This window comes from Nonomuraea sp. NPDC003709 (assembly GCF_040610775.1).
GTDB classification, from domain to species: domain Bacteria; phylum Actinomycetota; class Actinomycetes; order Streptosporangiales; family Streptosporangiaceae; genus Nonomuraea; species Nonomuraea angiospora_A.
Window position 1 is genome coordinate 312,195 of record NZ_JBEXMW010000007.1, and the last position, 24,388, is coordinate 336,582.

General features: G+C 70.3%; 18 protein-coding genes. 7 read left to right on the forward strand and 11 right to left on the reverse strand.

Annotation, left to right across the window (positions count from 1 at the left end; genetic code table 11):
• Positions 1-4 precede the first annotated feature (4 nt).
• From ABZX61_RS23280 to ABZX61_RS23295, 4 genes are read right to left on the reverse strand one after another with little or no spacing between them, the layout of a single operon-like run.
• Positions 5-1,180 carry a cytochrome P450 gene (locus tag ABZX61_RS23280; protein ID WP_355197454.1) on the reverse strand — a complete coding sequence of 392 codons (1,176 nt, stop codon included), beginning with the start codon at positions 1,178-1,180 and terminating at the stop codon, positions 5-7.
• Positions 1,177-2,655: a CYTH and CHAD domain-containing protein gene (locus ABZX61_RS23285; RefSeq protein WP_355197456.1), complete on the reverse strand. Its 1,479-nt coding sequence runs from the start codon at positions 2,653-2,655 to the stop codon at positions 1,177-1,179. Before ABZX61_RS23285 ends, ABZX61_RS23280 begins: the two co-directional genes overlap by 4 nt.
• A 52-nt stretch (positions 2,656-2,707) precedes the next feature.
• Entirely contained in the window at positions 2,708-3,046 is a 339-nt protein-coding gene (locus ABZX61_RS23290; RefSeq protein ID WP_355197458.1) for a glyoxalase, read from the reverse strand.
• Positions 3,043-3,813 carry a trans-aconitate 2-methyltransferase gene (locus ABZX61_RS23295; protein ID WP_355197460.1) on the reverse strand — a complete coding sequence of 257 codons (771 nt, stop codon included), beginning with the start codon at positions 3,811-3,813 and terminating at the stop codon, positions 3,043-3,045. The genes ABZX61_RS23290 and ABZX61_RS23295 overlap by 4 nt, the downstream gene beginning before the upstream one ends.
• A gap of 57 nt (positions 3,814-3,870) precedes the next feature.
• Here ABZX61_RS23295 and ABZX61_RS23300 point away from each other — a divergent pair, with 57 nt between their 5' ends.
• Positions 3,871-4,377 (forward strand): MarR family transcriptional regulator, encoded by a 507-nt coding sequence (locus tag ABZX61_RS23300; RefSeq protein WP_355197462.1) that lies wholly within the window; start codon positions 3,871-3,873, stop codon positions 4,375-4,377.
• Positions 4,378-4,761: 384 nt separating this feature from the next.
• On the opposite strand, the gene ABZX61_RS23305 is transcribed toward ABZX61_RS23300, so the two are convergent.
• A complete protein-coding gene (locus ABZX61_RS23305) occupies positions 4,762-6,594 on the reverse strand; it encodes an ABC-F family ATP-binding cassette domain-containing protein (RefSeq protein ID WP_355197839.1) in 1,833 nt (610 codons plus the stop codon).
• A gap of 752 nt (positions 6,595-7,346) precedes the next feature.
• On the opposite strand from ABZX61_RS23305, the gene ABZX61_RS23310 reads away from it, so the two are divergent.
• Both ABZX61_RS23310 and ABZX61_RS23315 read left to right on the forward strand, forming a co-directional pair.
• The gene (locus ABZX61_RS23310; protein WP_355197464.1) at positions 7,347-8,249 is read left to right on the forward strand and encodes a 4-(cytidine 5'-diphospho)-2-C-methyl-D-erythritol kinase; all 903 of its coding nucleotides are present in this window, start codon (positions 7,347-7,349) and stop codon (positions 8,247-8,249) included.
• Between the two features lie 365 nt (positions 8,250-8,614).
• On the forward strand, positions 8,615-9,373 hold the full coding sequence (locus ABZX61_RS23315) for an arginase family protein (RefSeq protein WP_355197466.1): 759 nt from the start codon (positions 8,615-8,617) through the stop codon (positions 9,371-9,373).
• Here the strand turns inward: ABZX61_RS23315 and ABZX61_RS23320 are convergent.
• Positions 9,346-9,717: an NlpC/P60 family protein gene (locus ABZX61_RS23320; RefSeq protein ID WP_355197468.1), complete on the reverse strand. Its 372-nt coding sequence runs from the start codon at positions 9,715-9,717 to the stop codon at positions 9,346-9,348. The two genes, ABZX61_RS23315 and ABZX61_RS23320, sit on opposite strands and share 28 nt — an antisense overlap.
• A 1,063-nt stretch (positions 9,718-10,780) precedes the next feature.
• Positions 10,781-11,641, reverse strand: coding sequence for a 16S rRNA (adenine(1518)-N(6)/adenine(1519)-N(6))-dimethyltransferase RsmA (gene rsmA, locus ABZX61_RS23325; protein ID WP_355197470.1), 861 nt, complete (start codon positions 11,639-11,641; stop codon positions 10,781-10,783).
• Positions 11,642-11,711: 70 nt separating this feature from the next.
• Here rsmA and ABZX61_RS23330 point away from each other — a divergent pair, with 70 nt between their 5' ends.
• Complete coding sequence (locus tag ABZX61_RS23330) at positions 11,712-13,589, forward strand: protein kinase (protein ID WP_355197841.1); 1,878 nt, start codon at positions 11,712-11,714, stop codon at positions 13,587-13,589.
• Positions 13,589-14,776, forward strand: coding sequence for a hypothetical protein (locus ABZX61_RS23335; protein ID WP_355197472.1), 1,188 nt, complete (start codon positions 13,589-13,591; stop codon positions 14,774-14,776). Before ABZX61_RS23330 ends, ABZX61_RS23335 begins: the two co-directional genes overlap by 1 nt.
• Here ABZX61_RS23335 and ABZX61_RS23340 read toward each other — a convergent pair.
• Positions 14,765-15,697, reverse strand: coding sequence for a ubiquitin-like domain-containing protein (locus ABZX61_RS23340; protein WP_355197474.1), 933 nt, complete (start codon positions 15,695-15,697; stop codon positions 14,765-14,767). The genes ABZX61_RS23335 and ABZX61_RS23340 overlap by 12 nt on opposite strands.
• Positions 15,698-15,806: 109 nt before the next feature.
• Entirely contained in the window at positions 15,807-16,682 is an 876-nt protein-coding gene (locus ABZX61_RS23345; RefSeq protein ID WP_355197476.1) for a TatD family hydrolase, read from the reverse strand.
• Here ABZX61_RS23345 and ABZX61_RS23350 point away from each other — a divergent pair.
• Together ABZX61_RS23350 and ABZX61_RS23355 are read left to right on the forward strand one after the other, a co-directional pair.
• Positions 16,681-19,935: a BTAD domain-containing putative transcriptional regulator gene (locus ABZX61_RS23350; protein ID WP_355197478.1), complete on the forward strand. Its 3,255-nt coding sequence runs from the start codon at positions 16,681-16,683 to the stop codon at positions 19,933-19,935. The two genes, ABZX61_RS23345 and ABZX61_RS23350, sit on opposite strands and share 2 nt — an antisense overlap.
• 46 nt (positions 19,936-19,981) lie before the next feature.
• Positions 19,982-21,217, forward strand: a complete 1,236-nt coding sequence (locus ABZX61_RS23355) for an FAD-dependent monooxygenase (RefSeq protein WP_355197480.1) — start codon at positions 19,982-19,984, stop codon at positions 21,215-21,217.
• Here ABZX61_RS23355 and metG read toward each other — a convergent pair.
• Positions 21,162-22,943: a methionine--tRNA ligase gene (gene metG / locus ABZX61_RS23360; protein WP_350725869.1), complete on the reverse strand. Its 1,782-nt coding sequence runs from the start codon at positions 22,941-22,943 to the stop codon at positions 21,162-21,164. The genes ABZX61_RS23355 and metG overlap by 56 nt on opposite strands.
• 87 nt (positions 22,944-23,030) lie before the next feature.
• A complete protein-coding gene (locus tag ABZX61_RS23365) occupies positions 23,031-24,251 on the reverse strand; it encodes a glycosyltransferase family 2 protein (protein ID WP_355197482.1) in 1,221 nt (406 codons plus the stop codon).
• Positions 24,252-24,388: the final 137 nt, after the last annotated feature.

Below are 24,388 nucleotides of genomic sequence, written 5' to 3' on the forward strand. Positions count from 1 at the left end.
CCGCTCACCAGGTGACCTCCAGCTTCGCGAAGCCGTCGGCGATCCTCCCCTCGCTGCGTGGCAGCTCCTCGACGGGTACGGCCGTCCGCAGGGTGGGAAAGCGCTGGAACAGCCTGCCGAACACCGCCACCAGCTCGACCCTGGCCAGGCTGGCGCCGATGCAGAAGCGCGGGCCGTACCCGAAGCTCAGATGCGGGTCGGCCGACGGACGGCGGATATCGAACACATCCGGATCCGGATAGATCCGCTCATCCCGGTTGGCCGCACCCGGGGTGAGCACCACGGCCTCGCCCCGGCGGATCGTGTGGCCGCCGATCTCGATGTCCTCGTGGGCGTACCTGGGCAGGCCGTGCAGGCTCGGCGTGGCCATCCGCAGGATCTCCTCGACCGCGCCGGGCGCCAGCCCCGGGTCGGCGATGAGCAGGTCGCGCTGGCCGGGGTTGGCGAGCAGGAGCAGCACGCCGAAGTCGATGCGGTTGACCGTGGTCTCGTGGCCGGCGAACAGCAGCCCGCCGGCGAGCTCGGCGATCTTCCCGTCGTCGTCCAGCTCGTTCGCCAGGTCGGACAGCACGTCCTCGGCCGGCTCGCGCCGCTTGCGCTCGATGAGCCCGGCCATGTACGCGCTCAGCTCATCGCGCGCAGCCTGGCCCTTCTCCAGGTCCAGCATGTCGCCCAGGCGGAACGACACGCCCCCGAAGTACTCCCTGTCCTCGTACGGCACCCCGAGAAGCTGGCAGATGACCAGCACGGGCAGCGGGAAGGAGAGCTCGGCGTGCAGGTCGACCGGCGGCGTCAGCTTGGCCAGGTGGTCGAGCCGCTCGTCCACGAGCGAGCCGACGTGGTCGCTGAGCGCCTTCATCCTGCGGGCCGAGAAGGACGGCATGAACAGCTTGCGCATGCGGTCGTGCTCGGCCTTCTCCGTGGCGATGTCGCCCTGGGGGCCGCCGAGTATGGCCGATCCCGACAGCCTGGCGGCCTTGTCCGGCTCGGGATGCGAGCGCCCGAGCCGGGGGTCGTTGAACAGACTGCGCGCGTCCTCGTAGCCGCTGACCAGCCAGACCTCGTCGCCCGTCTGGGTGCGTACCTTCGCGATGCCCGCTTCGGCCCGCAGGTCGCGGTACGCGGCGGGCACCTCCAGCAGGTTGCCGCGTTCGAAGGGGATGGTGGGAAGGTTCCTCATAGAACCTTCATAACCGCCCCGACCGTCTCTGCCCAGACTCTGGGGAACTCCGCGTACGCCCGCTCGGCCGCGCTGCGCTCGATGCCGATGAGCACTCCGTACGTAAACGTGTCCTCGCCTGCCTGGCGGGCGCTCTCGGCTTCCTTCGCCAGCGTCTCCTGCGCCACCACGCCGTCCTGGTGCGTGCCCAGGATCTCCTGGACGTTCTCGGAGAGTTTGGCCAGCTTGCCCATGTTCGCGCCGAGAGTGGGTTGGAGCGCTTCGGCGGTGTAGCGAGCGCGTTTGGCGGCCTTGCGCACGTCGTGCATGGCTATTTCACGACGTTCCGGGTCTTCTATGGCCTGAGCGGTTTCGTAGGCCTTCGTCACCCGGTTCCAGCCGGCCGCCGCGATGGCGCTGAGCTTCTTCTGGGCGGGCTTGGCCGCCGCCTTCTCCAGCTTCGGGGCGGAGACGAGCTGATCGAGCGCGTTGAGGAGGGTGTAGTAGCGGTCGCCGCTGAGCGCCTCCTTGATGCGGCCGTACGCCTCCTGCTCGCGTTCGTACAGATCCGTACCGAGCCGGGTCTGGATGGGGCCGTGGACCAGCTCGGGCTCCAGCCTCGCCAGCTCCTTGGCGAACCTGGCCCTGATCACCTCCAGGTCGCGGGCCTCGCCGAGCACGTTGCCGAGCCAGCGCAGCTCGTCCTGCACCTGGGCGGTGTCCGCGATGACGCTCTTGAACGCCTTGAGCGCGCTGCGCATCCTGCGGGCGGCCACGCGCATCTGGTGCACGGCGTCGTCCTCAGCCCTGCGGACCCGCGGATCCTGCGCGAGGAGGGCGTTGACCTGCCCGGCCAGGTAGGCGACGACGACCTCGCCCGCCGTGTCCGGCTCGGTGGGGGCTTTGGGGAGCGGGGCGGGTTCGAGCAGTTTGGCGAGTTTGCTGGTGGCCGCCGAGGGCGTCGCGCCGGCCTTCCTGAGGCGCTTGCCGACCTTGGCGAGAACGCCCTGGCGATCGGGGGCGAGCAGCTCGGCCTCGACCTCGCGCCACCGTACGATCGTGGGCTCATCCCCGTACACCGTGCCCTTGACGCGGTCGTCGGCGACCTCGACGAGCTTGACGTCGCCGTCGAGCAGGACGGTGACGCTCCTGCGGGTGTCCAGCTCGGCGACCGGCACGAGCGGGGCGCCGCGGGTGTAGGCGCGGACGAGCTCGGCCAGTTCCGCGGGCACGACCTTGGCGCTGCGGGTGAGGGGACGGGTGATCTCCTGCCGTACCCCCTTGGCTTTGGGCAGCTTCAGGTGCCAGCCGGCGTCGTCGCCGCCTCGTCGCCGCCTGAGCGTGACGCCTCGCGCGGCCAGCCGCAGGTCGGCGGTGTCGTAATAGAGAGCCACCAGCTGATGGCTCTTCGGCCCCATGACCTCGGCCACACGGCTCAGGTCCGGAATCGCGTAGTCGGGAGGAACGTCAAATTTGTCCTCGATCTCGATGCCCACTACACCTCGCAAGAGTCCGATTTCGGAACATCATGCCACTTTGAGGTGAACATCACACGACCTGCAGGAGCTCGATTCTGTTGCCGACGGGGTCCGAGAGATAGATCCGCCGGTAGCCGGGGAAGAGAAGGTCGGGCTCCATGCCGGGGGCGTACGCGTCGAGGTCGTCCACCAGGAAGGCAGGATGTGCCTTGCGCGCGGGCCTGAAGTCGTCCTCGATGCCGAGGTGGACCTCCATACCCTCGCCCTTGAACCATACCCCACCGCGTTTGGCCAGCTCAGGCGGCTTGGGCACCTCCCGCAGCCCCAGCACACCCTCATAGAAGCGCCTCAGCTCCGGTTCGCTGCCCCTGGGCGCGGCGAGCTGGACGTGGTGCAGCGCTTGGATCATTTCTGCATCACCACGAAGATCCGCCGGAACGGGAAGGGGGTCCCGTAGCTCCTGGCCGGGTACACCTCGGCGAGCAAACTGGCGAGGTCCTGCTTGAACCGCCGCTGCTCGCCCGGGTCGAGCCGGTCGAAGACCGGGCGCAGGGCGGTGCCGGAGACCCAGTCGAGCACCGGGTTCTCACCCTGGAGCACGTGCATGTAGGTCGTCTCCCACGCGTCCACCTGCGCACCGCCGTGGTTGAGCAGGTCCAGATAGTCGATCGGGTCGTCGACCGGGTGCGCCCTGAGGACGCCGTCGAGCCTGTCGGACCAGGCGCGGGACGCGCACAACTCGTGGATGGCGACGTGGCTGGGCGCGCCGAAGTTGCCCGGCACCTGGAACGCCAGCCAGCCCCCCGGGGCCAGATCCTCGACCCAGTGCTCCAGCACCTCGCGATGCTCCGGCACCCACTGCAGGACGGCGTTCGAGACGATCACGTCCATCGGCCGGTCGGGACGCCACGTGGCCACGTCCGCCACCGCGAACCGCACCCTGGACCCCAGCCCGCGGGCCTTGGTGATCATCGCGGGCGAGGAGTCGTAGCCCTCCACGGTCGCGCGGGGCCAGCGATTGGCCAGCTCAACGGTGAGTTCACCACTGCCGCAGCCCGCGTCCACGACATAATCGGGGTCGACCGCCCCCACTCTGGAGATCAGCTCGATGAACGGCCGCGACCGCTCGTCGGCGTAGACCGCGTATGTTACCGGGTCCCAAATATCTCTTGACATGAAGATAATTGATATCGAGAGAGATATCTCGATGTCAAGACAGTACACTCTTGTGTCATGACGGAGGATGCTAGAGACGAGGTGGACCGCCTCGTCGCGGCTTGGCGCGCAGAGCGTCCCGACCTCGACGTCGAGCCGCTCCAGGTTCTCTCTAGGGTGTCACGGCTGGCCAAGCATCTCGACCGGGCCAGGCGGGCGGCGTTCGCCGAGCACGACCTGGAGCCCTGGGAGTTCGACGTGCTGACGGCGCTGCGGCGGGCCGGCAAGCCGTACGAGCTCAGCCCCGGCACCCTGCTGCGGGCCACGCTCGTCACCTCGGGGACGATGACGAATCGCATCGACCGGCTCGCCCAGGCGGGCCTGGTGCGCCGCCGGCCCGACCCCGAGGACCGGCGCGGCGTCCTGGTGTCCCTGACGGACCCGGGCCTCGCCCGCGTGGACGCGGCCTTCGCGGACTTGTTGCGGCGGGAACACGAGCTCCTGTCCGGCCTCGGCTCCGACGATCAGCGCGCCCTCTCAGGCCTCCTCCGCACCCTCCTCGCCCCCTTCGACTCCCCCCACTAGCCCACCAGCTCTACGCCCGGCAGGCATCCCTGCTCATACGACCCCAACCCGCCCTCCATCGGGCGGGTGTGCTGCGGCGCGTCAGTCACCCTAGCGATCGACCGCCCCAAGCGATCAGTCCTTCGAGTCACTCCACCTCCGGTGACGCAAAGCGACAGTCGCCCAAGCGGTCTGCCATCCCACGCCACTCCGCCCCGTGCGACACGAAGCCTCAGCCACCCGAGCAATCGACCAACCCAAGCCGCTCCATCTCGGGCGACACGAAGCCCCAGCCACCCACACGATCGACCGCCTCGAGCCACTCCACGTCGGGCGACACGAAGCCCCAGCCACCCACACGATCGACAGCCCCAGGCCGCTCCGCCCCCCGTGTGACGGGAAGCCTCAGTCGCCCAGGCGGTCGGCCACCTCGAGCCACTCCGCTTCGATCGTGTCCTTCTGGGTGTTGATCTCGCGCAGCTGGGCGTCAAGGGAGCCCAGCTTCTCGTAGTCGCTGGCCGCGTCGGCCATGGCCGCGTGGAGGCGGGACTCCTGGTCGCTCAGCTTGTCGAGCTGGCGTTCCAGGCGGTTGAGCTCCTTGCGCAGCTCGCGCTCCTCCTTGGCCGACAGCCCCTCATCGGGCGTGGACGTACCCGCGACGCCCCCCGATGCGGCGGCGGCACTGGGCGCCTGCGCGATCGTGGCATTGGCCGAGGTGCCGAGGCGGGCGGTCAGGGCCGTGCCGGCCGCGCGGCGTTCGAGGTATTCGTCCACCCCGCCGGGCAGCAGCGAGAGCTTGCCGTCACCGAGCAGCGCCACGCAGCGATCGGTCACCCGCTCCAGGAAGTAGCGGTCGTGGCTCACCAGGACCAGCGTGCCGGGCCAGGCGTCCAGCAGGTCCTCGAGCTCGTTGAGCGTCTCGATGTCGAGGTCGTTGGTGGGCTCGTCGAGCAGCAGGACGTTGGGGTCGTCCATGAGGAGCCTGAGCAGCTGCAGCCGCCGCCGCTCACCGCCGGACAGGTCGCCGACGACCTTCCACTGCGCCTCGCCCTTGAACCCCAGGCGTTCGAGCAGCTGAGAGGCCGTCCACTCCCGCTTGCCGACCTGGAGGTACTTGCGTACCTCCTCCACCGACTCCAGCACCCGCCGCGCCGGATCCACCTCGGCCAGCTCCTGGGACAGGTGCGCGAGGCGTACCGTCTTGCCCTTGATCACGCGCCCGGAGTCGGGCACCACCGTGCCGGCGAGCAGGCGCAGCACCGACGACTTGCCGGAGCCGTTCACCCCGATCAGCCCGATGCGGTCTCCCGGGCCGAACTGCCACGTGAGATCGTCGAGCACCAGCGGCCCGCTGTCCGGCCCGCCGGCGTGCAGCGTGACGTCCTCAAGATCGTAAACGGTCCTGCCGAGGCGCGCCGCGGCGAACTTCATCAGCTCGACGGTCTCGCGCGCCGGAGGCTCGTTCGCGATCAGAGCCTGGGCGGCCTCGATGCGGAATTTCGGCTTGGACGTGCGGGCAGGCGGACCACGACGCAGCCAGGCGATCTCCTTGCGCATGAGGTTCTGGCGGCGCTCCTCGGCGGCCTGCGCGATCCGCGCCCGTTCGGCCTTCGCGAGCACGTAAGCGGCATAGCCACCCTCATAACGCTCGACCCGCCCGTCCACGACCTCCCACGTACGGCTCGACACGGCGTCGAGGAACCACCGGTCGTGCGTCACGGCCACCAGCGCGCTCTTGCTCGCCGCCAGATGCCCGGCCAGCCAGGCGATGGCCTCGATGTCGAGGTGGTTCGTGGGCTCGTCCAGCATGATCAGGTCATGGTCGTCGATGAGCAACTGCGCCAGCGCCGTACGCCTGCGCTCCCCACCGGACAGATCGCCGGCCCTGGCGTCAAGGTCGAGATCGCCGATCAGGTTGGCGAGGATCTCGCGTACGCGCTGATCCCCCGCCCACTCGTGCTCGGCCCGCTCGCCGAGGACGATCTCGCGCACGGCGGTGCCGGCGTCGAGCGTGTCCTGCTGCGACAGGAACCCGACCCGCAGGCCCCGGTTATGCGTGACCCGCCCCTTGTCAGGCTGTACCGCTCCCGCGATCACGGACAGGAGGGTCGTCTTCCCGCCCCCGTTACGACCGACGACACCGATGCGCTCGCCTGCCTCGACACCCAGGGATACGTCGCTGAGGAGCGGCTTGGGCCCGTACGCATGGGAAACCGACTCAAGATTGACCAGATTCATGACCTCCCCAGGGTATCGGCTCCCCGCCCACCTGACGCCCGACGATTCGCCCGCCTCCGCACCTCGTAACGCCCGGCAGCACTTCCGGCCAGCCGTACACACGCACGACCCGCTCACGAGACGCACGTCGTAGGAGACGTCCCGGTCGTCGTAGAAGACGTCCCGGTCGTCGTAGAAGACGTCCATCCCGGGGAAAGTCCACGTCTCTGTCGGTACCCGTCATCGCAGGAGACGTCCACGTCTCATGAGGCATCGCCATCGCAGGAGGCGCTCACGTCACGACGTAGCACCCGCATCGCAGGAGACGCCCACATCCCATGAGGCATCGCCATCGCACGAGGCGCTCACATCACGACGTAGCACCCGCATCGCAGGAGACGCCCACATCCCATGAGGCATCGCCATCGCAGGAAGCGTTCACATCCGATAGGGAGCATCCGTCACCGAAGGAGACGTGCGTCGCAGGAGTCCACGCCGCGATGAGGCGCTTATCGCAAGAGGCGCTGAGGCCGCGATCGGGCGGCCGTTGCTGGAGCGTGCGTCGTAGGCCGTCCTCGTCACAGGAGACGTCCATCGCGGGAACGCCCATGCTCCAGCGAGGATCTGGGGCAAATGTCTACGAACTTGACTCTGCGTGTTGATGAGTTGGGCGTTCCCGAGGTCATCTTTCGAGAACCGCATGTCAGGGCGGCGGGCCTCGATAACATCGAGTGTCCTTGACCCCGGCAAGTGATGAGAGTGGCAGAAGATCGATGAGTTCGGTGACCGTACGTGTGCCCGCGAAGGTCAACGTACAGCTTTCTGTCGGCCCGCTCAGGGAAGATGGCTACCACGACCTGGTGAACGTCTTCCACGCAGTATCGATCTTCGATGAGGTGGTGGCCAAGGAGTCCGAGTCGATCACCGTGGCGGTGAACGGGAAGTGGTCCGACCAGGTGCCGACCGACGAGAGCAACCTGGCGATCCGGGCTGCCCGGGCGCTTGCCAAGCACGCGGGTCGCACGTACGGCGTCGATCTGATCATCCAGAAGGACATCCCCGTGGCGGGCGGGATGGCGGGCGGCAGCGCCGATGCCGCCGGTGCTCTGGTGGCGTGCAACGAGCTGTGGGGTCTGGGGCTGCCGTTCGAAGACCTCATGGAGATCGCCGGTGACCTCGGCAGCGACGTCCCGTTCTCCCTGCTCGGGGGCACGGCGGTCGGCACCGGTCGCGGTGAGCAGCTGAGCGAGCTGCCCACCGGGGGGACGTTCCACTGGGTGTTCGCGCTGGCGGACGGCGGGCTCTCCACGCCCAGCGTCTACGCCGAGTGCGACCGGCTCAGGGCAGCCGAAGGGGCCGAGGTGCCGTGGCCTCAGCTGGACGGCTCCCTGATGGAGGCGCTGGGCACGGGCGACGCGTACTCCCTGGGCGCCCACCTGAGCAACGACCTCCAGCCGGCCGCGCTCAGCCTGCGGCCGGAACTCGCGCCCACGCTGGACGCCGGCCGTCAGCACGGGGCCCTGGGCGCGATCGTCTCGGGGTCGGGCCCGACGTGCGCCTTCCTGGCCATCGACGCCCTCCACGCCCGCGACCTGGCCCTCAGCCTGACCACCACCGGCGCCGCACACACGGCCGTGGCTGCTCACGGTCCGGTCCAGGGCGCCACCTTGGTCTGACCCCCGGCCTCTCGCATAGCGTCCGCGCCCACGCCCCGGTCTAGGACGCCGCCCTGGTCTGTGCTCGGTTTCGCATAGCGTTGGCGCCCACGCTCCGGTCTTGGATGCAGCCCTGGTCTGGCTCTCGTCCTCCCACGTAGCGCTGGCGCCCACGGACCGGTCCAGGACGCCGCCCTGGTGGCACTCTCGTCCTCCCGCGTAGCGTTGGTTTGCGGGGTATCGGCCTGAGCAGCTGGTCTCCCGTGGGTGACCAATGAGGCTGAGGTGACGAGGGGGCCGCGGTGGCCGGGGTGACGGTGGTTGAGGTGGGGCAGTGGCGGGGGTCCGGGGCTCCCACGGCTGAGCGCCTGCGGGAAGGGGCGCAGTTGCTGGCCGAGATGGTGGGGGCGGCGGATCAGCGGGTTCGTGTCGAAGTTGATGACGATCTTCGCTCGACGGCTGTGAAGGTTCGTGCGGCGGTCGGGCAGGCTCAACATGGGCTCCTGGTCACCGTTGGCGGGGATTGCGGGGTTGAGCTCGAGCCGGTTGCGGCGGCTCGGGAGCGGTATGGGGATCGGCTCGTTGTGGTCTGGTTCGATGCCCACGGGGATCTGAACACGCCTGAGTCGTCGCCTTCCGGGGCCTACCACGGGATGGTGCTGCGGGCGCTCACCGGGGAAGGGCCCGAGGGGCTGGTGGCTCGGGAGCCGGTGGCGCCTGGGCGGATCGTGCTCGTGGGAGTGCGGGACCTCGATTCGGGTGAGGCCGCCTTTGTCGAGGAGCATGGGGTCCGGCATCTTCCGGTGGTGGACGGCGCGGGGCTGGTCGCGACGATCGAGGGCTGTGGTGCTGGGGCGCTCGGGGATGACGGCCCTGAGGGGCGCGAGCCTGTCGTCTACGTTCATATCGATCTCGATGTGCTCGATCCTCTGGTCTTCCGAAGTGTGGGGTGTCCTACGCCAGGTGGGCTGCAGCCTGAACAGTTGCTCTCGCTCGTCGCCGCCGTTGCCGAGCGGTTCGAGGTGGCGGGGTTGGGGCTCACGGAGTACGAGCCGTCCAGACAGGAAGATCAGGAGTTGCTCTCCGGGTTGGTCGGCGAGCTGGTGAAGGTCTGTGCTCAGCCTGGACGTACGACGCCGCGGTAGACGGAGCGGAAATACGGCGAGGCCAGGAAGTTGGTCTTTCTGACCACGTCGCCGGTTCTGGGGGCGTGGATCATGAGGCCATCCCGGAGGAACAGGGCCACATGGGTCGGGTCGCCCGTGCCGCCGCCGAAGAAGAGCAGGTCGCCTGCACGTCGCGCGCGGAACGGGATCCTGCGGCCCTGGCGGAACTGGGCGCCGGTGTAGTGGGTGAGGGCGATGCCGGCTTTCGACCAGGCGTAGAGGGTCAGGCCGCTGCAGTCGAAGCCCCTTGTGCCAGCGCCCCTTCCGATGCCGATGGTGGGGCCTTTCGCTGAGCCGCCACCCCAGGAGAAGGAGACTCCCAATTGGTCCAGGGCGGCTGAGACGGCGATCTGGCCCCTTGTGAGGGTGGTGATCCTGCCGCCGGGGGTGCGTAGGAGTGAATCGAGCCTGGTTGTGGGATCCGTGGCTCTCCCGCCTGAGGTGCGTTGAAGGGGCTCGGCTTCGGGGTTGATGGTCAGGATCCTGCGTTGGGGTGGGGTCGCTGCGGTTTGGGCGGAGGTCGGGACGGTGGCCAGATGCCTGGGTCGGGGCCGGGTTGCTGCGGTTTGGGCCGAGGTCGGGAGGGGGGTCAGGGTCCTGGGTTGGGGACGAGTTGCTGCGGTTTGGGCCGAAGCCGGGAGGGGGGTCAGGGTCCTGGGTTGGGGCCGGGGCCGGGTCGCCGCTGCTTGGGCGGAGGTCGGGAGGGGGGTCAGGACTGCGATGAGCCCGCCGAAGAGGACGCCGCCGAGGGTGAGCCTGAGGAAGGTGGGGAGGGTGATCATGGTGGCCTCCTGACCGTGTGGTGGGTGTGGAGGCCAGGATCATTCGGTGGCGGGAGGTGGGGTTGGGCCGAGCGTGATTCTGTGGAAAACGGGAGGCTGGGTGGGTGGGGCTGTGGACAACGACGTTGGATCGGTGCACGGCGGGTGAATGGGGTGCTGGCCGGGAGGGGGTACCGGCCGGGGTGGGTCGGGCACCGGTCGGGAGGGCTGGTTGGACGCCGAGCTGGAAAGTCGGTTGAGTCGCCGGATGGAAGCGCGGGGTTGGACACCGGACGGAAGGGGCGCCGTGGGGCATCCCAGAACGGCTGGTTAGGCACCTGCCGGGACGGTGGGGCAGGGCACCAGCACCCGGGCGGAAGGGTGAGGTGAGGTGCCGGGCCGGGCCGGGTACCGGGCGAGAGGGTGAGGTGGGGGATGGTGGCCCGGAGGTGCCAGGCCGGAGGTGCCAGGCCGGAGGTGCCAGGCCGGAGGTGCCAGGCCGGAGGGTGAGGTGGGGGGTGGCGGCACGGGGGCCCAGGGCCCGGGTGGCCCGCGTGGCCCGGGTAGCCCGAGAGTCCCGGGGGGTGGGCAGGGTGCCGGATGGGAGGGGGACGTTGGGAGGGGGTTAGGGCTTGAGTTCGGCTATGCGGGCGAAGGATGTGATGTCCAGTTGCTCCCCGCGGGCCGAGGGGTCAACGCCAGCCGCTCTCAGTGCCACCTCCGCCTGGGCCGCGCTGCCCGCCCAGCCCGCCAGGGCCGCGCGCAGGGTCTTTCTGCGCTGGGCGAAGGCGGCGTCCACCACCGCGAACACCTCCTTGCGCGACGCGCTCGTCGTGGGCGGCTCGCGGCGCACCATGGAGACGAGGCCGGAATCGACGTTGGGGACGGGCCAGAAGACGGTACGGCCGACCGGGCCGGCGCGGCGTACGTCCGCGTACCAGGCGGCCTTGATCGACGGAATCCCGTACACCTTCGAGCCGGGGCCGGCGGCGAGGCGGTCGGCGACCTCCGACTGGACCATGACCAGACCCTTGCGCAGGGACGGCAGGACCTCGAGAAGGTGGAGCACCACCGGGACGGCCACGTTGTAGGGGAGGTTGGCGACGAGGGCGGTGGGGGCAAATCCGGACAGATCGTCCGGGGTGATCCGCATGGCGTCCGCGTTCACGACCGTGAGCTTGTCGAGCCCGCCGCGGTCTGCCACCGTGATGGGGAGCTGGCCCGCCAGCACCGGGTCGATCTCGACCGCCACCACGTGCGCGGCGGAGGGCAGGAGGGCGAGGGTGAGCGAGCCGAGGCCCGGCCCCACCTCGATGACCACGTCGTTCTCCGAAAGATCGGCCACGCGGACGATGCGCCGGACGGTTCCTGCGTCGATCACGAAGTTCTGGCCTAGCTTTTTTGTCGGACGAAGATCTAGCTTGTCCGCCAAAATACGTATTTCTGCAGGGCCCAACAGCCTCATCATCCAACCAGTCTCTCGCATCGAAGAACCATCGATGGCGCTTGGGGAGACCAAAGGAGAGGATGGCGTGGAACAGGAAGGGACGTCCCTCATGGAGCCAACGGGCGCCGCGCCGCTCCGCCCGACGGACTTGCGGGAAATCGGACCGTACCGGCTGCTCGGCCGGCTCGGCGAGGGCGGGATGGGAACCGTGTTCCTCGCGCGGGCACCGACGGGTCGATTCGTCGCGCTCAAGGTCGTCAAGGCGGAGTTCGCCAACCAGGAGGGTTTCGCGGCCAGGTTCCATGCGGAGGTCGAGAACGCTCGCCGGGTGGCGTCGTTCTGCACTGCCCAGGTGCTGGACAACGGCAACACCGGGGACGGACGTCCGTACATGGTGACCGAGTACATCGCGGGCACCCCGCTCTCGGACCAGATCGCGAAATACGGCTCCCTCGAACCGGGGCCGCTGCACGGCGTCGCGCTGGGGGTCGCGGCGGCGCTGGCGGCGATCCACGTGGCCGGGCTCGTGCACAGAGATCTGAAACCGGCGAACGTGATCCTTTCGTTGTCGGGGCCCAGGGTGATCGACTTCGGCATCGCCAGGGCGCTCGACCGGGAGACCGGGTTCACGCTCTCCGGCGAACTGCTGGGCAGCCCCGGATGGTGGGCCCCGGAGCAGGTGCGCGGCGAGGTGGTCAGCCCGGCGGCCGACATCTTCGCCTGGGGCTGCCTGGTGGCATACGCGGGCAACGGACGGCACCCGTTCGGCCGCGGCGACCCCATCACGCTGGCCACGCGCGTGCTGAACGCCCCGCCCGAGCTGGGCGTGCTGCCCGCGCCGCTCAACGAGTTAGTACGGCGGGCCACCTCCATGGACCCCACAGTGCGCCCGTCGGCGCAGGATCTCCTGATCGCCCTGGTGGGAGGCAGTACGCCGGCGCGCCCCGCCGATCCGCCCACCTTGGTCGCGACCGAGATGCTCAACGAATGGCAGCCGCCGCAGAATGTCGTGGATGAGCCGGATATCACGGCGACTTTCACGACACCGCCGCCGAGCGATGCCACTGGTAGAACCCCGAGCATCCCCGGCAATGCGGGTAATCCGGCAAATCCGGCCAACCCGGTCAGCCCTCCCAACCCGAGCTTCCCTGGCGCCTCCAGCGCCTCGGGTGCGCCCAGTGTGCCGGGCTCGTTCGGAAACGCGGGCGCGCCCCCTCAGCCGTCGGTCGAGGAGCTGGCGCGCAGGGAGGAAGAGGCCGCCAAGGAGGAGTTCGCGCGCTGGGAGGCGCAGGCGCGGCAGCGGGAGCAGGCTCAGGCCGAAGCCCTGGCCAAGAAGAAGGAGCAGGCTCGCTCGGGTGGCCCGGAAGCCCAGGTGCAGCCGCGTCAAGGCAGCCTGCCCGGCGACAACACCCGGCCGCCCGAAACCCTGGCGGGCAACGACGAACCCGACACCCTCGGCGGCTCCAGGACGAAGGGCACCCGGTGGCTCATCGCCGCCGCGGCCGCCGTGCTGGCCATCGTCGTGACGGTGGCCGTACTGATAGTCACCTCCGCCCGCAACACGCCCACCACCGCCACCCCCGGCACCCCGTCCCAGACGACCGGCACCGCCGGCCCGAACGACGTGGGCCGCCGCTTCGCGCTGGGCGCCAACTTCGACGACCCCGTCGCGATCGTCGCGTCGGCGCCGGAGTGCGGGCTGAAGGAGTACGAGGGTAAGACCGCGACCCAGGGCCAGCTCTGCGTGATCCGCTGGACGATGCTCAACCCCGGCGGCGAGCGCAGGCAGCTGATCCAGCCCGTCGTCACCATGGTCGACGATCGGGGCGGCGAACACGACCCGGCCGCCCTCACCCTGCCCCCGGCCATCCTGCCGGGCGGGCGGGTGGACAGCGCGTTCGTGTTCGACCTGGCGATGTACCGCAAACCCGTGAAGCTGACGGCGACCATGCTCGAGAACGGCAAGCAGATCGAGGTCGCGCTGTGATGATCCGATCCGCGCTCATCGCGCTCATGCTCGCGACGGGGACACCGCTCATGCACACCGGCGCGGCGGCCTGCGCCGGAGCCGCCGACTTCGACGGTGACGGCGTGGACGACGTCGCCGTGGGCGACCCGTTCGCGGACGACCAGAAGGGCTCGGTGAGCGTGCTGTCGGGCGACAAGGTCGTCCCCGTCACCGTTCCCGACCTGGCCAGGGGCGACGCCTTCGGCTGGTCCGTACGGCTGGCCAAGGTCGACGCCGACGCCTGCGCCGACCTGGTGATCGGCGCGCCGTACGCGGACGTGGACGGCACCGAGGACGCCGGCGCCGCGTACGTCGTCTACGGCGGCGGCGCCACGCCTCCCCAGCGGCTGACGGCGGCCCAGCCCCAGCGCTTCGCGCACTTCGGCTGGTCGCTGGCCGCGCGCGGCGACCTGCTGGCGATCAGCGCGCCGTACGAGGACGAAGGACGGCTCCCGGACGTGGGCGCGATCTACGTACGCCAGGGCACCGGCCAGTTGCGCAGGATCAGCCAGGAGTCCGACGACGTGCGGGGCAACAGCGAGGTCGGCGACCAGTTCGGCTGGTCGATGGCGTTCGGGCCGAAGAACGAGCTGGTCGTCGGCGTCCCGTACGAGAACGACGACGGCGCCGGCCGCCAGGTCGAGACCGGCAAGATCGACTCGGGGTCCGTGGTCTTCATCGACGACGTGCTGGCACCCAAGATCACCTCGTTCAAGCTGGACTCGCCGACGGACGTCTCCGGCGACAGGTACGGCTACTCGGTGGTGTACGGCGAGGGCTCCGGGTACGCGGTGAGCTCCCCCGGCCCCGGGTACGTACAGCTGCTCGACCCCGGCAGGAAACCGACGCGGAGGGTGACGCAGGGGGGCAAGCAGGCGTTCGGGTTCTCGATGGCGGCGTCGACGGACGGCAGGCTGGCCATCGGCGCCCCGTACGGGGGCGGTGTCCGGGTGGTCTCCTGGAAGAACGCGGCCGAGGATCGGCAGCTGGCGACCGGCGACGGGCTGTCCGGGTGGTCGGTGGCGTTCAGCGGCAACAAGCTGTTCGTGGGGCAGCCGGACGCGCGGCCGTACGGGAGGGTGGCGGTGGCCGGGCGGAACGCCGAGACGCTCCAGCCGATCCAGCCGCCCAAGGGCGCGGATTTCGGGGTGTCCCTATCGGGATGACCCCTGCTGGGCCGGGTCGAAGAGGCGGTCGGCGCAGTTCGGCCACTGGGTCTGCCAGCGGCTGCCCATCTGCTGGTAGAGGACCTGCGCCCGGTACGTCTGCTCCTCCGCCGGCCACGTGCTGGGGATCCCCATCCCGCCTGCGGCCTGCCACACGGGCAGGCTGAACTGGTACATCCCGTAGTACGGCCCGTCCGGGTTGTAGGCCTGGGGGTCGCCCTGAGCCGCGCACACGGCCAGGGCCTGCCAGTTGAGCCGCAGGACCTCCGGGCGGATCGGTACGGTGTGCGATGGTGTGACCGTGATGACCGTCCCGTCCTTGGGGAAGCTGCCGAGCGGCGGGTTCACCACGTAGCCGTGGCGCAGCGGGATGCGCTTCTGCCTGAGCACCTCGCGTACCGTCCTGGCGGTGGTGCGCGAGGCGATCCGGCTCGTGCCGGCGACCACGTACACCCTGCGCCGGGTGTAGACGGTCAACTCCATCCCCGACAGCGGCACCGCGCCGTCCGGCGGCGCGGAGAGCTTGCCGGCGGCCGGGGTGAGGTCGAGTTCGGCGAGGGCGTCGCCGACGTTCGTGGCGGTGACCAGGTGCCGGCTGGTGCGGCCGTCCAGGGTCAGGGTGATCGGGCGGGCGTGGCGAACCTCGATGGTGGATCCGTCGGTGACGTCCTCGTGGGCGGGAGGTCGTACGAGGTCGCCGTACCCCACCGAGACCCCCGCCTCCGCGAGCACGTCGTGCACGGTCCCCGCGAACGCGCGGACCTGCGACTGCCTGCCGTCGACGATCACGACGACCTCTTTGACCAGGGACGACACCGACACGAGCGCCCCCAGCGCCACCATGCCCGCCAGGCACACGACCGGCGTCCACGGCGAACGCCACGGGATCGGGGGACGAGGCGCGCGCCTCTTACCTCGCACGAAGCACCTCCGGGTGCGGCCACGGGCCGCCCGATTCCGGTAACGGTCAGGACCGCCCGAACGTTAGCGTCGCGCTCGTCCCCGCAGCCGCGGGTTCAGCAAAAGATGGTCACCACTCGCCGAAGACCATGACTCCGTTGGCACTGATCGCCCCGCACAACTGATCCGGATGGACCCCTTTGACCTCCGCCAGGCAGCGCAAAGTGAGGGGGATGAGGTAGGGGGCGTTGGGCTTGCCGCGGTGCGGGACCGGCGGCAGGTAGGGGGCGTCGGTTTCGACCAGCATGAGCTCCTGCGGGGCGGTCTGGGCGGCCTCGCGGAGGTAGGCGGCGTTCTTGTACGTCACAGGCCCGGAAAAAGACATGAAATATCCGGCTTCGACACACTTTTTCGCCATTTCGGCGTCGCCCGAGAAGCTGTGGAAGACGACCTTGTCCGGCGCACCCTCCTCCGTCAGCACCCTCAGCACGTCGTCATGCGCGTCGCGGTCGTGGATGACCAGCGCCTTGCCGGTGCGCTTGGCGATCTCGATGTGCGCGCGGAAGCTCGCGTGCTGGTCCTCCTTGCTCGCCCAGTCACGGAAGTAGTCGAGCCCGGTCTCCCCCACCGCCCGCACCTCCGGCCGCCGCGCGAGGCTCTCGATCTCGGCCAGGACCTCCGCCGTGGCCTCGTGGGCCTCGTTCGGGTGGATGGCCACCCCGGCGTACACGCCCTCCTGCTCGGCCGCCACGTCGGCGTTCCACCTGGAAGATCTCAGGTCGTAGCCGATGGTGACCAGCCGCGTCACGCCGACCGCCCTGGAGTCCTCCAGGATGCTCCGAACGCTGGCCTCCGACGCCTGCGCGGCCTGCGCCACCGGATCGCCGGATGACGCCTGCCTGTTGCCGACCATGATGTCGAGATGGCAGTGGCTGTCGAACACCGGTGCGGAAAGCGGCTCGGGAGCGGCGGGAAGCTTGGTCACGAGTTCTAAAGTAGCGTCCATGCGGTTCGGCATCCTCGGCAGCACCACGGCCTGGCGCGCGGACGGGGGCGAGGTGCCGCTCGGCGGTCCCGCGCGGCGGGCGCTGCTGGCGCTGCTGCTGCTCCGCCCCGGGGAGGTGGTCACCCGGGATCGGCTCGTCGACGTCCTCTACGGGGACCGGGCCCACGGCGACGCGGTGCACGCGCTGCACTCGCAGGTGTCCCGGCTGCGGCGGGACGGGGTCGCGATCGAGCTGACCGAGCTCGGCTACCGGCTGCTCGCCGCGCCCGACGACATCGACGCCCACCGTTTCCTGCGCCTCGCCGACGCGGGCCGGGACGCCTTGGAGGGTGGCGGGGACCCCGTCCGGGCTGCGGGGCTGCTGCGTGAGGCGCTGGCGCTGTGGCGGGGCTCGGCGGTCGCGGACCTGGACCCCGAGCACGGGGCCTTCCTGGAGGAGCGGCGGCTGGCCGCGCTCGAAGACCGGATCGAGGCCGATCTGCGGCGCGGCACTCACCGGGAGGTCGTGGCGGAGCTGGGCGAGCTGATCGAGCGGCATCCCCTTCGGGAACGGCTGCGCGGCCAGCTCATGCGTGCCCTCCAGGCGGACGGGCGGCCCGCGGAGGCGCTGGTGGTGTTCGAGGACACCCGGCGGCTGCTGGCGGACGAGCTGGGCGCGGATCCGTCGTCCGAGCTGGCCGACCTGCACGGCCGCCTGCTGCGCGGGGCGGCCGATCCTGTCGCGCCGGTGCGGCGCGCGCTGCCCGCCAGGCTGACGAGCTTCGTCGGACGGGAGGCCGACGTGGCGGCGGTGTCCGCGCTGCTCGGCTCCGCGCGCCTGGTGACCCTGCTGGGGCCGGGCGGCGCGGGCAAGACCCGGCTGTCGGTCGAGGTCGCCCGGTCGCTCGCCGAGCCGCCGCTGGGCGATACCCGCGAGCCGGCCGAGGTGGTGCTGGTCGAACTGGCCTCAGCGCGCGCCGGCGTGTCGGGGACAAGCACCTCGGGGACGAGCGCGGCGGGACCGGGGGCAGCGGGGACGAGCGCAGCGGGACTGGGTGCAGCGGGGGCGGGGGTAGGTGTGGATCTCGCGCAGGTCGTGCTCGGCGCGCTCGGCGTGCGGGAGAGCGGCCTGCTGGGCGGCCGCGCCATCGGGCCGGGAGAGCGGTCAGCGCCGACGGACCGGCTGGTCGCGGCGCTGGCCGGGCGGCCGATGCTGCTGGTCCTCGACAACTGCGAGCACGTCGTCCACGACGCCGCCGAGCTCGCCGAACGCCTGCTCTCCGCCTGCCCCGACCTCCGCGTCCTCGCCACCAGCCGCGAGCCGCTGGCCATCACGGCCGAGCACGTCTGGCCGGTGCACCCGCTCGCCCCCGCCGACGCCGTCCGGCTCTTCACCGACCGGGCCGCCGCCGCGAGCCCGGGTTTCACCCCGGACGAGTCGGTCGAGCGCATCTGCGCGGCACTCGACGGCCTCCCCCTGGCCATCGAGCTCGCCGCCGCACGCCTGCGTACGCACGGGGCCCACGAGCTGGCCGTCCGGCTGGCGGACCAGGATCGGTTCAGCCTGCTGTCGCGCGGCAGCCGGACGGCCGACCCCCGGCACCAGACCCTGCGCGCGGTCGTCGCGTGGAGCTGGGAGCTGCTCACCGACCGGGAGAAGGCCATGGCCGGGCGCCTGACCGTCTTCTCCGGCGGCGCCACGGCCACGGCCGCCGCCGAGGTGTGCGGGCTGGCGGACGCCGAGGACCTCCTGGTTTCCCTGGCCGACAAATCGCTCCTCCAGCCGGGCGGCGGCCGTTATCGCATGCTGGAGACCATCCGCGCGTTCTGCGCCGAGCAACTGGCCGGCGAGGCGCACACCGTACGGAAAGCACACGCCGCGTACTTCCTCCACCTGGCCGAGCGCTCCGACCCGCACCTGCGCGGCGCCGACCAGCTCCACCACCTCGACCTGCTCGCCGCGGAGCACGACAACCTGCAGGCGGCGCTGCGCTGGGCGGCGGAATCCGGGGAGGTGGCGCTCGGCATGCGGCTGCTGGCGGCCCAGTCGTCCTACCTGTGGATGCGCGGCATGCGGGCCGCCGCGACCGCCCCGGCGGTGGCGCTGCTGGAGGCGGCGGGTCCCGCGCCGGATCCGGAGCTGGGCGAGGCGTACGTGCTGTGCCTGCTGTCCGCGCTGGCCGGGAGCACCGGCAGGGACGCCTGGGAGAGCCACAAGAGCCTGGCCGAGACGATGGTCACCGACGGCTCCGGGGCGCGGCGGTACCCGCTCGTCACGTTCCTGTGGCCGATGATCACGGCGGGTTCGATCGATCCGACGGTGGCGCTCACGGTGCTGCGGCGGGCCGCGCGGGACGGAGACCCGTGGGAGCGGGCGATAGCCCGGTTCATCTGGGCCTATCCGCAGATGACCGCCGGGGAGTTCGCCTCGGCGGAGGCCGATCTGACGGCGGCGCTCGACCAGTTCAGGGTGCTCGGCGACCGCTGGGGCATGGCGCTGGCCCTGGACGGGCTCTCGTGGCTGGCGGGCACCTGCGGCGACGACGCGACGGCCGTGGCGCGCGTGGAGGAGGCGATCGCGCTGGCCGAGCAGCTCGGGGCCGAGGAGGATCTGCCCGACCTGCTGTGCAACCGGGGCGATCACCGCATCGCGACCGACCCTGCCGGGGCGCGGGCCGACTACGAGCGGGCCGCCGAGCTGGCGGGGCGGGTGGGCCTGCCGACGTACCTGGCCTCGGCGCTGCGCGGGCTCGGTGACGTGGCCGCCGCGAAAGGCGACCTGGCACGGGCGCGGGAGCTGTACGAACGGGCGCTGCGGCAGTCGGACCCCGCATGGGTCAAATCGGCGGGGAACCTGGCCCGGCTCCACGTCGGCCTGGGCCGGGTGGCCGAGGCAGAAGGGGATCGGAAGACGGCCAGAGAGTCCTACGAGCGGGCGGTGGCGGGCGCGATCGAGTCGGGCGCGCTGCCCGAGACCGCCCGGGCGTTCGAGGCGCTGGCCGCGCTGGCGTTCGGTGACGACCACGCCGAGCGGGCAGCCACGCTGCTGGGGGCCGCCGTCGCCATGCGGGGCATCGAGCTGCCCCAGGAGCCCGAGGTCGCGCAGCGGGTGCGGGCGGCGCTGGGCGACCAGGCCTACGCGCGGGCCCGGCGGGCGGGCGCGCGGCTCTCCCACCGGGAGGCGCTGGCGCTCGCCGGGGTGCCCGACGAGGTCGTCGACCGCTCACCGCTGAGCGCCATCGCCGCCGTCACCGATCAGCCGACCCCGTGGTGAGAGTCCGGTGAGGACGCGGTGAGACCGGATCGGCAGGGTCAGGGGCATGGACATCCTGATCTCCGGCGCGAGCGTCGCCGGCCCCGCGCTCGCCCTCTGGCTCACCCGGTACGGCCACCGCACCACCGTCGTCGAACGCGCCCCCACCCTCCGTGAGGGCGGCTACGCCGTGGACTTCCGCGGCGAGGCGCACCTGACCGTCCTTCGCAAGATGGGCATCCTGGACGCCGTCGAACGCGAGCAGACCCACATGGGCGCCATGTGGAACGTCAACGAGGCCGGCAGGAAGCTCGTGGCCATGCCCGAAGACCTGTTCGCGGGCGACATCGAGATCCTCCGCGGCGACCTGGCCCGCATCCTGTACGACGCCACCCAGGCCCACACCGAGTACGTCTTCGGCGACTCCATCACGGCCGTCGACCAGGACGCGGACGGGGTGACGGTCACCTTCGAGCGGAGCCCGGCCAGGCGCTTCGACCTCGTGGTGGGCGCGGACGGCCTGCACTCGAACGTGCGATCCCTGGCCTTCGGTCCCGAGCGGGACTACCTGTCGTACCTGGGCCTCTACTCGGCGGTGTTCACGATCGACAACTATCTCGGGCTCGACCACAGCGGTCACGCCTACAACGTCCCGGGCAAGATGGCCGCGATCTACAGCGCGAGGGGGAACGCCGAGGCCAAGGCCGTGTTCTGGTTCGGCTCGCCGCCGCTCGACCACGACCGGCACGACGTCGCCCGCCAGCAGGAGCTCCTGGAGCGGGCGTACGAGGGCGTCGGCTGGGAGGTCCCGGAGCTGATGCGCAGGATGCGGCGGACGGACGACTTCTACTTCGACTCGATCGGCCAGATCCGCCTGGACTCCTGGTCACGCGGCCGGGTGGTGCTGCTGGGCGACGCCGCGTGCTGCGCCTCGCCGCTGTCCGGCATGGGCACCGGGCTGGCGATGGTGAGCGCGTACGTGCTGGCGGGCGAGCTGGCCGCGGCAGGCGGCGACCACCGCGCCGCCTTCGCCGGCTACGAGCGGGAGGTGCGCGCCTACGCCGAGGGGTGCCAGCGGTCGGCCGTGGGCGTCAGCAAGTTCATGGTCCCGGAGAACAGGTTCATGGCCTGGTTCATGAACCAGAACTACCGGCTCCTGCCGTACCTGCCGTGGAAGGGGCTGATGGCGAAGTCGGTCAGGAAGACCGCCGGCGCCATCAGCCTCAAGGACTACGGGGCCTACGAGGTCACTCGCCCAGCCGGGCCAGCTCCTCGTCCACGACCTTCGGGTCGAGCTTCTTGAACAGCGGCACGGGCGGCGCGAGCGGCGTGCCCGGCTTGATCGGCCGGTGCTCCCACCGGGCCGCCCCGTCATACTCGCCGGTGATCACCGGGTAGGGGGTGCCGCCGTCCTCGTCGACCTCGCGGATCTCCGGCATGCCCGACCACACGCCCTCGCCGCCGAGCATGGTGAAGACCTTGTTGGACGAGCTGGGCAGGAACGGCGTGAGCATCGTCTTGGCGTCGTCGACGACCTGGAGCGCGACGTGCAGGATCGACTTCTGCCGCTCCGGGTCCTCCTTGAGCTTCCACGGCTCCTGCTCGGCCAGGTATTTGTTGGCCTCGCGGACCACGTCGAACGCCTCGTTGATCCCGTTCTTGAAGCGCGACCTGCTCAGCTCCTCGCCCACCGGCGCGAACGCCTTGCGCGAGCGCTCCAGCAGGGCCCGGTCGGCGTCGGTGAGGTCGCCCGGCTCGGGCACGGCCCCGAAGTTCTTGGCCGCCATCGAGATCGACCGGTTGACCAGGTTTCCCCAGGCCGCGACCAGCTCGCCGTTGTTGCGGTTGACGAACTCCTGCCAGGTGAAATCGGTGTCCTGGTTTTCCGGTCCGGCCACCGCGATGTAGTAGCGAAGGGCGTCGGCGTCGTAACGCGCCAGGAAATCTCTTACGTAAATTACTACTTGCCTGGACGAGGAGAACTTCTTGCCCTCCATCGTCAGGAACTCGCTGGAGACCACCTCGGACGGCACCTGGAGCCCGCCGAGCGAGCCCGGCGTGCCGGCGCGGTCGCCCTGCCCGCTGTAGCCGTACAGCATCGCCGGCCAGATCTCGGCGTGGAAGACGATGTTGTCCTTGCCCATGAAGTAGTAGCCGCGGGCGTCGGGGTTCTGCCACCACTGGCGCCACGCGTCGGGGTCGCCCGAGCGCCTGGCCCACTCGATGGACGCCGACAGGTAGCCGATCACCGCGTCGAACCACACGTAGAGCCGCTTGTTGGGCTGGTCGCGCCAGCCGTCGAGCGGGATCGGCACGCCCCAGTCGAGGTCGCGGCTGATCGCGCGCGGCTGCAGGTCGCCGAGCAGGTTGAGCGCGAACTTCAGCACGTTGGGCCGCCACTCGCCCTGCTTGGACTGCAGGTAGGAGCCGAGGACCTCGGTGAAGGCGGGCAGGTCGAGCATGAAGTGCTCGGTCTCGACGAACGTGGGCGTCTCGCCGTTGATGCGGCTCTTGGGGTTGATCAGCTGGATCGGGTCGAGCTGGTTGCCGCAGTTGTCGCACTGGTCGCCGCGCGCGCCGTCGTAGCCGCAGATGGGGCAGGTGCCCTCGATGTAGCGGTCGGGCAGGGTGCGGCCGGTCGAGGGGGAGATCGCCCCCATCGTGGTCTTGGGGAAGATATAGCCGTTGTCGAAGAGGCCCTTGAAGATCTCTTGTGTGACGGCGTAGTGGTTTTTCGTCGTGGTCCTGGTGAACAGGTCGTAGGAGAGCCCGAGCCCGGTGAGGTCCTCGGCGATGACGCGGTTGTAGCGGTCGGCCAGCTCCCTGGCGGTCACGCCTTCCTTGTCGGCCTGCACCTGGATGGGCGTGCCGTGCTCGTCGGTGCCTGACACCATCAGCACCTTGTTGCCCGCCATCCGCTGGTAGCGGCTGAAGACGTCGGACGGCACGCCGAACCCGGAGACGTGCCCGATGTGGCGGGGGCCGTTTGCGTACGGCCACGCGACGGCGGTCAAGATGTGCTGGGACATAGTCCTTAGCCTACGGGGCTCCCTGTCCGTCTCGGACCGAATCCCCCGTGTCGGCGGGGCCCCTCTGGACCCCGCCGTAGGGAACGCCTAGCGCTTGGACTCCTCCAGGGAAACCGCCTCCGCGGCCTCCTCGGCGGCCTTGGCGGCCACGTCGATGGAGGTCTCGCGCGTGCGGCGGATGCCGAGGATGCTGATGAACAGCGCCGCGAAGATCGTCTGGAAGCTCATGACCAGAGCGGTCGCGGAGGGCACGACGATACGCAGCGACTCGCGCGGGTCAAGCTCGCCGAAGCTGCGCACCTGCCAGTGGAACAGCGACATCACCAGGCCGATCACACCGGCCAGCGCCAGCAGGCCGCCGACCACGAGCCCCTTCTCCAGGCTCACGATGTCGATCAGCCGCCGGATGCGCGGCGACTCGGGCAGGAAGCCCTCCTCGGCCGCGTAGACCTTGGTGAACACGGCGAACAGGGCCGCCTGGAAGCCGATCACGACCAGGGCGGACGACCCGACGAGGGTGTCGACGTCGAAGGCCAGCTCACCGATCTCCACCGGGCCGAACGTCAGCGCCGTCCCGGCGACGAGGCCGATGACCATCATCAGCACGCCGGGGTAGAAGAACAGCCACTTCGGGCTGTAGAGCATCAGGAAGCGCAGGTGGCGCCAGCCGTCGCGCCACGAGCGCAGGTGCGGCGGGCGGGAGCGGCCGTCGGGCGAGAGCGTGGTGGGCACCTCGCGCACGTCGAGACCCGACAGCGTGGAGCGGACCACCATCTCGGAGGCGAACTCCATGCCGCCCGTCTGCAGCTGCAGCTTGAGGATCGAGTCGCGCCGGAACCCGCGCAGCCCGCAGTGGAAGTCGCCGATGGCCGAGGGGAAGAACAGCCGGCCGACGAACGACAGCACCGGGTTGCCGAGGTAGCGGTGGAGCGGGGGCATGGCGCCCGGGGCGATGCCGCCCTTGAAGCGGTTTCCCATCACCAGGTCGGCGCCGTCACGCAGCTGCTCGACGAACGGCAGCAACGCGGTGAAGTCATAGGAGTCGTCGGCGTCGCCCATGATGACGTATTTGCCGCGCGCCGCCCTGATTCCGCCCATGAGGGCGTTGCCATAGCCCTTCTCGTCGACGTGGACCACGCGGGCTCCGGCGTCGCGGGCAAGCTGTTGTGAGCCGTCCGTGCTGCCGTTGTCGGCGATCAGGACCTCGCCCTCGATGCCGTGCTCCTCCATGCACGCCAGCGCCTTGCGTACACAGACTTCCACGGTCTCCGCCTCATTGAGGCAGGGCATGACCACCGTCAGTTCCACGTGTCTACCCTTCAGTTAAGACTCTTCCAGTGAACCATCATGCCCTGTGCCCAACCGTGCTCGGGTCAAGACCCAAAAACGACTGGCATTCTTTACAGCATGGTGAGCGTCGCGGAGATTACCCCTGTGGACCACTC

Coding starts and splice junctions, on each gene's coding strand:
- ABZX61_RS23280 (WP_355197454.1), bottom strand. CDS start 1,180: ATGAGGAACCTTCCCACCATCCCCTTCGAACGCGGCAACCTGCTGGAG.
- ABZX61_RS23290 (WP_355197458.1), bottom strand. CDS start 3,046: ATGATCCAAGCGCTGCACCACGTCCAGCTCGCCGCGCCCAGGGGCAGC.
- ABZX61_RS23295 (WP_355197460.1), bottom strand. CDS start 3,813: ATGTCAAGAGATATTTGGGACCCGGTAACATACGCGGTCTACGCCGAC.
- ABZX61_RS23300 (WP_355197462.1), top strand. CDS start 3,871: ATGACGGAGGATGCTAGAGACGAGGTGGACCGCCTCGTCGCGGCTTGG.
- ABZX61_RS23305 (WP_355197839.1), bottom strand. CDS start 6,594: ATGAATCTGGTCAATCTTGAGTCGGTTTCCCATGCGTACGGGCCCAAG.
- ABZX61_RS23310 (WP_355197464.1), top strand. CDS start 7,347: ATGAGTTCGGTGACCGTACGTGTGCCCGCGAAGGTCAACGTACAGCTT.
- rsmA (WP_355197470.1), bottom strand. CDS start 11,641: ATGCGAGAGACTGGTTGGATGATGAGGCTGTTGGGCCCTGCAGAAATA.
- ABZX61_RS23330 (WP_355197841.1), top strand. CDS start 11,712: ATGGAGCCAACGGGCGCCGCGCCGCTCCGCCCGACGGACTTGCGGGAA.
- ABZX61_RS23335 (WP_355197472.1), top strand. CDS start 13,589: ATGATCCGATCCGCGCTCATCGCGCTCATGCTCGCGACGGGGACACCG.
- ABZX61_RS23350 (WP_355197478.1), top strand. CDS start 16,681: ATGCGGTTCGGCATCCTCGGCAGCACCACGGCCTGGCGCGCGGACGGG.
- ABZX61_RS23345 (WP_355197476.1), bottom strand. CDS start 16,682: ATGGACGCTACTTTAGAACTCGTGACCAAGCTTCCCGCCGCTCCCGAG.
- ABZX61_RS23355 (WP_355197480.1), top strand. CDS start 19,982: ATGGACATCCTGATCTCCGGCGCGAGCGTCGCCGGCCCCGCGCTCGCC.
- metG (WP_350725869.1), bottom strand. CDS start 22,943: ATGTCCCAGCACATCTTGACCGCCGTCGCGTGGCCGTACGCAAACGGC.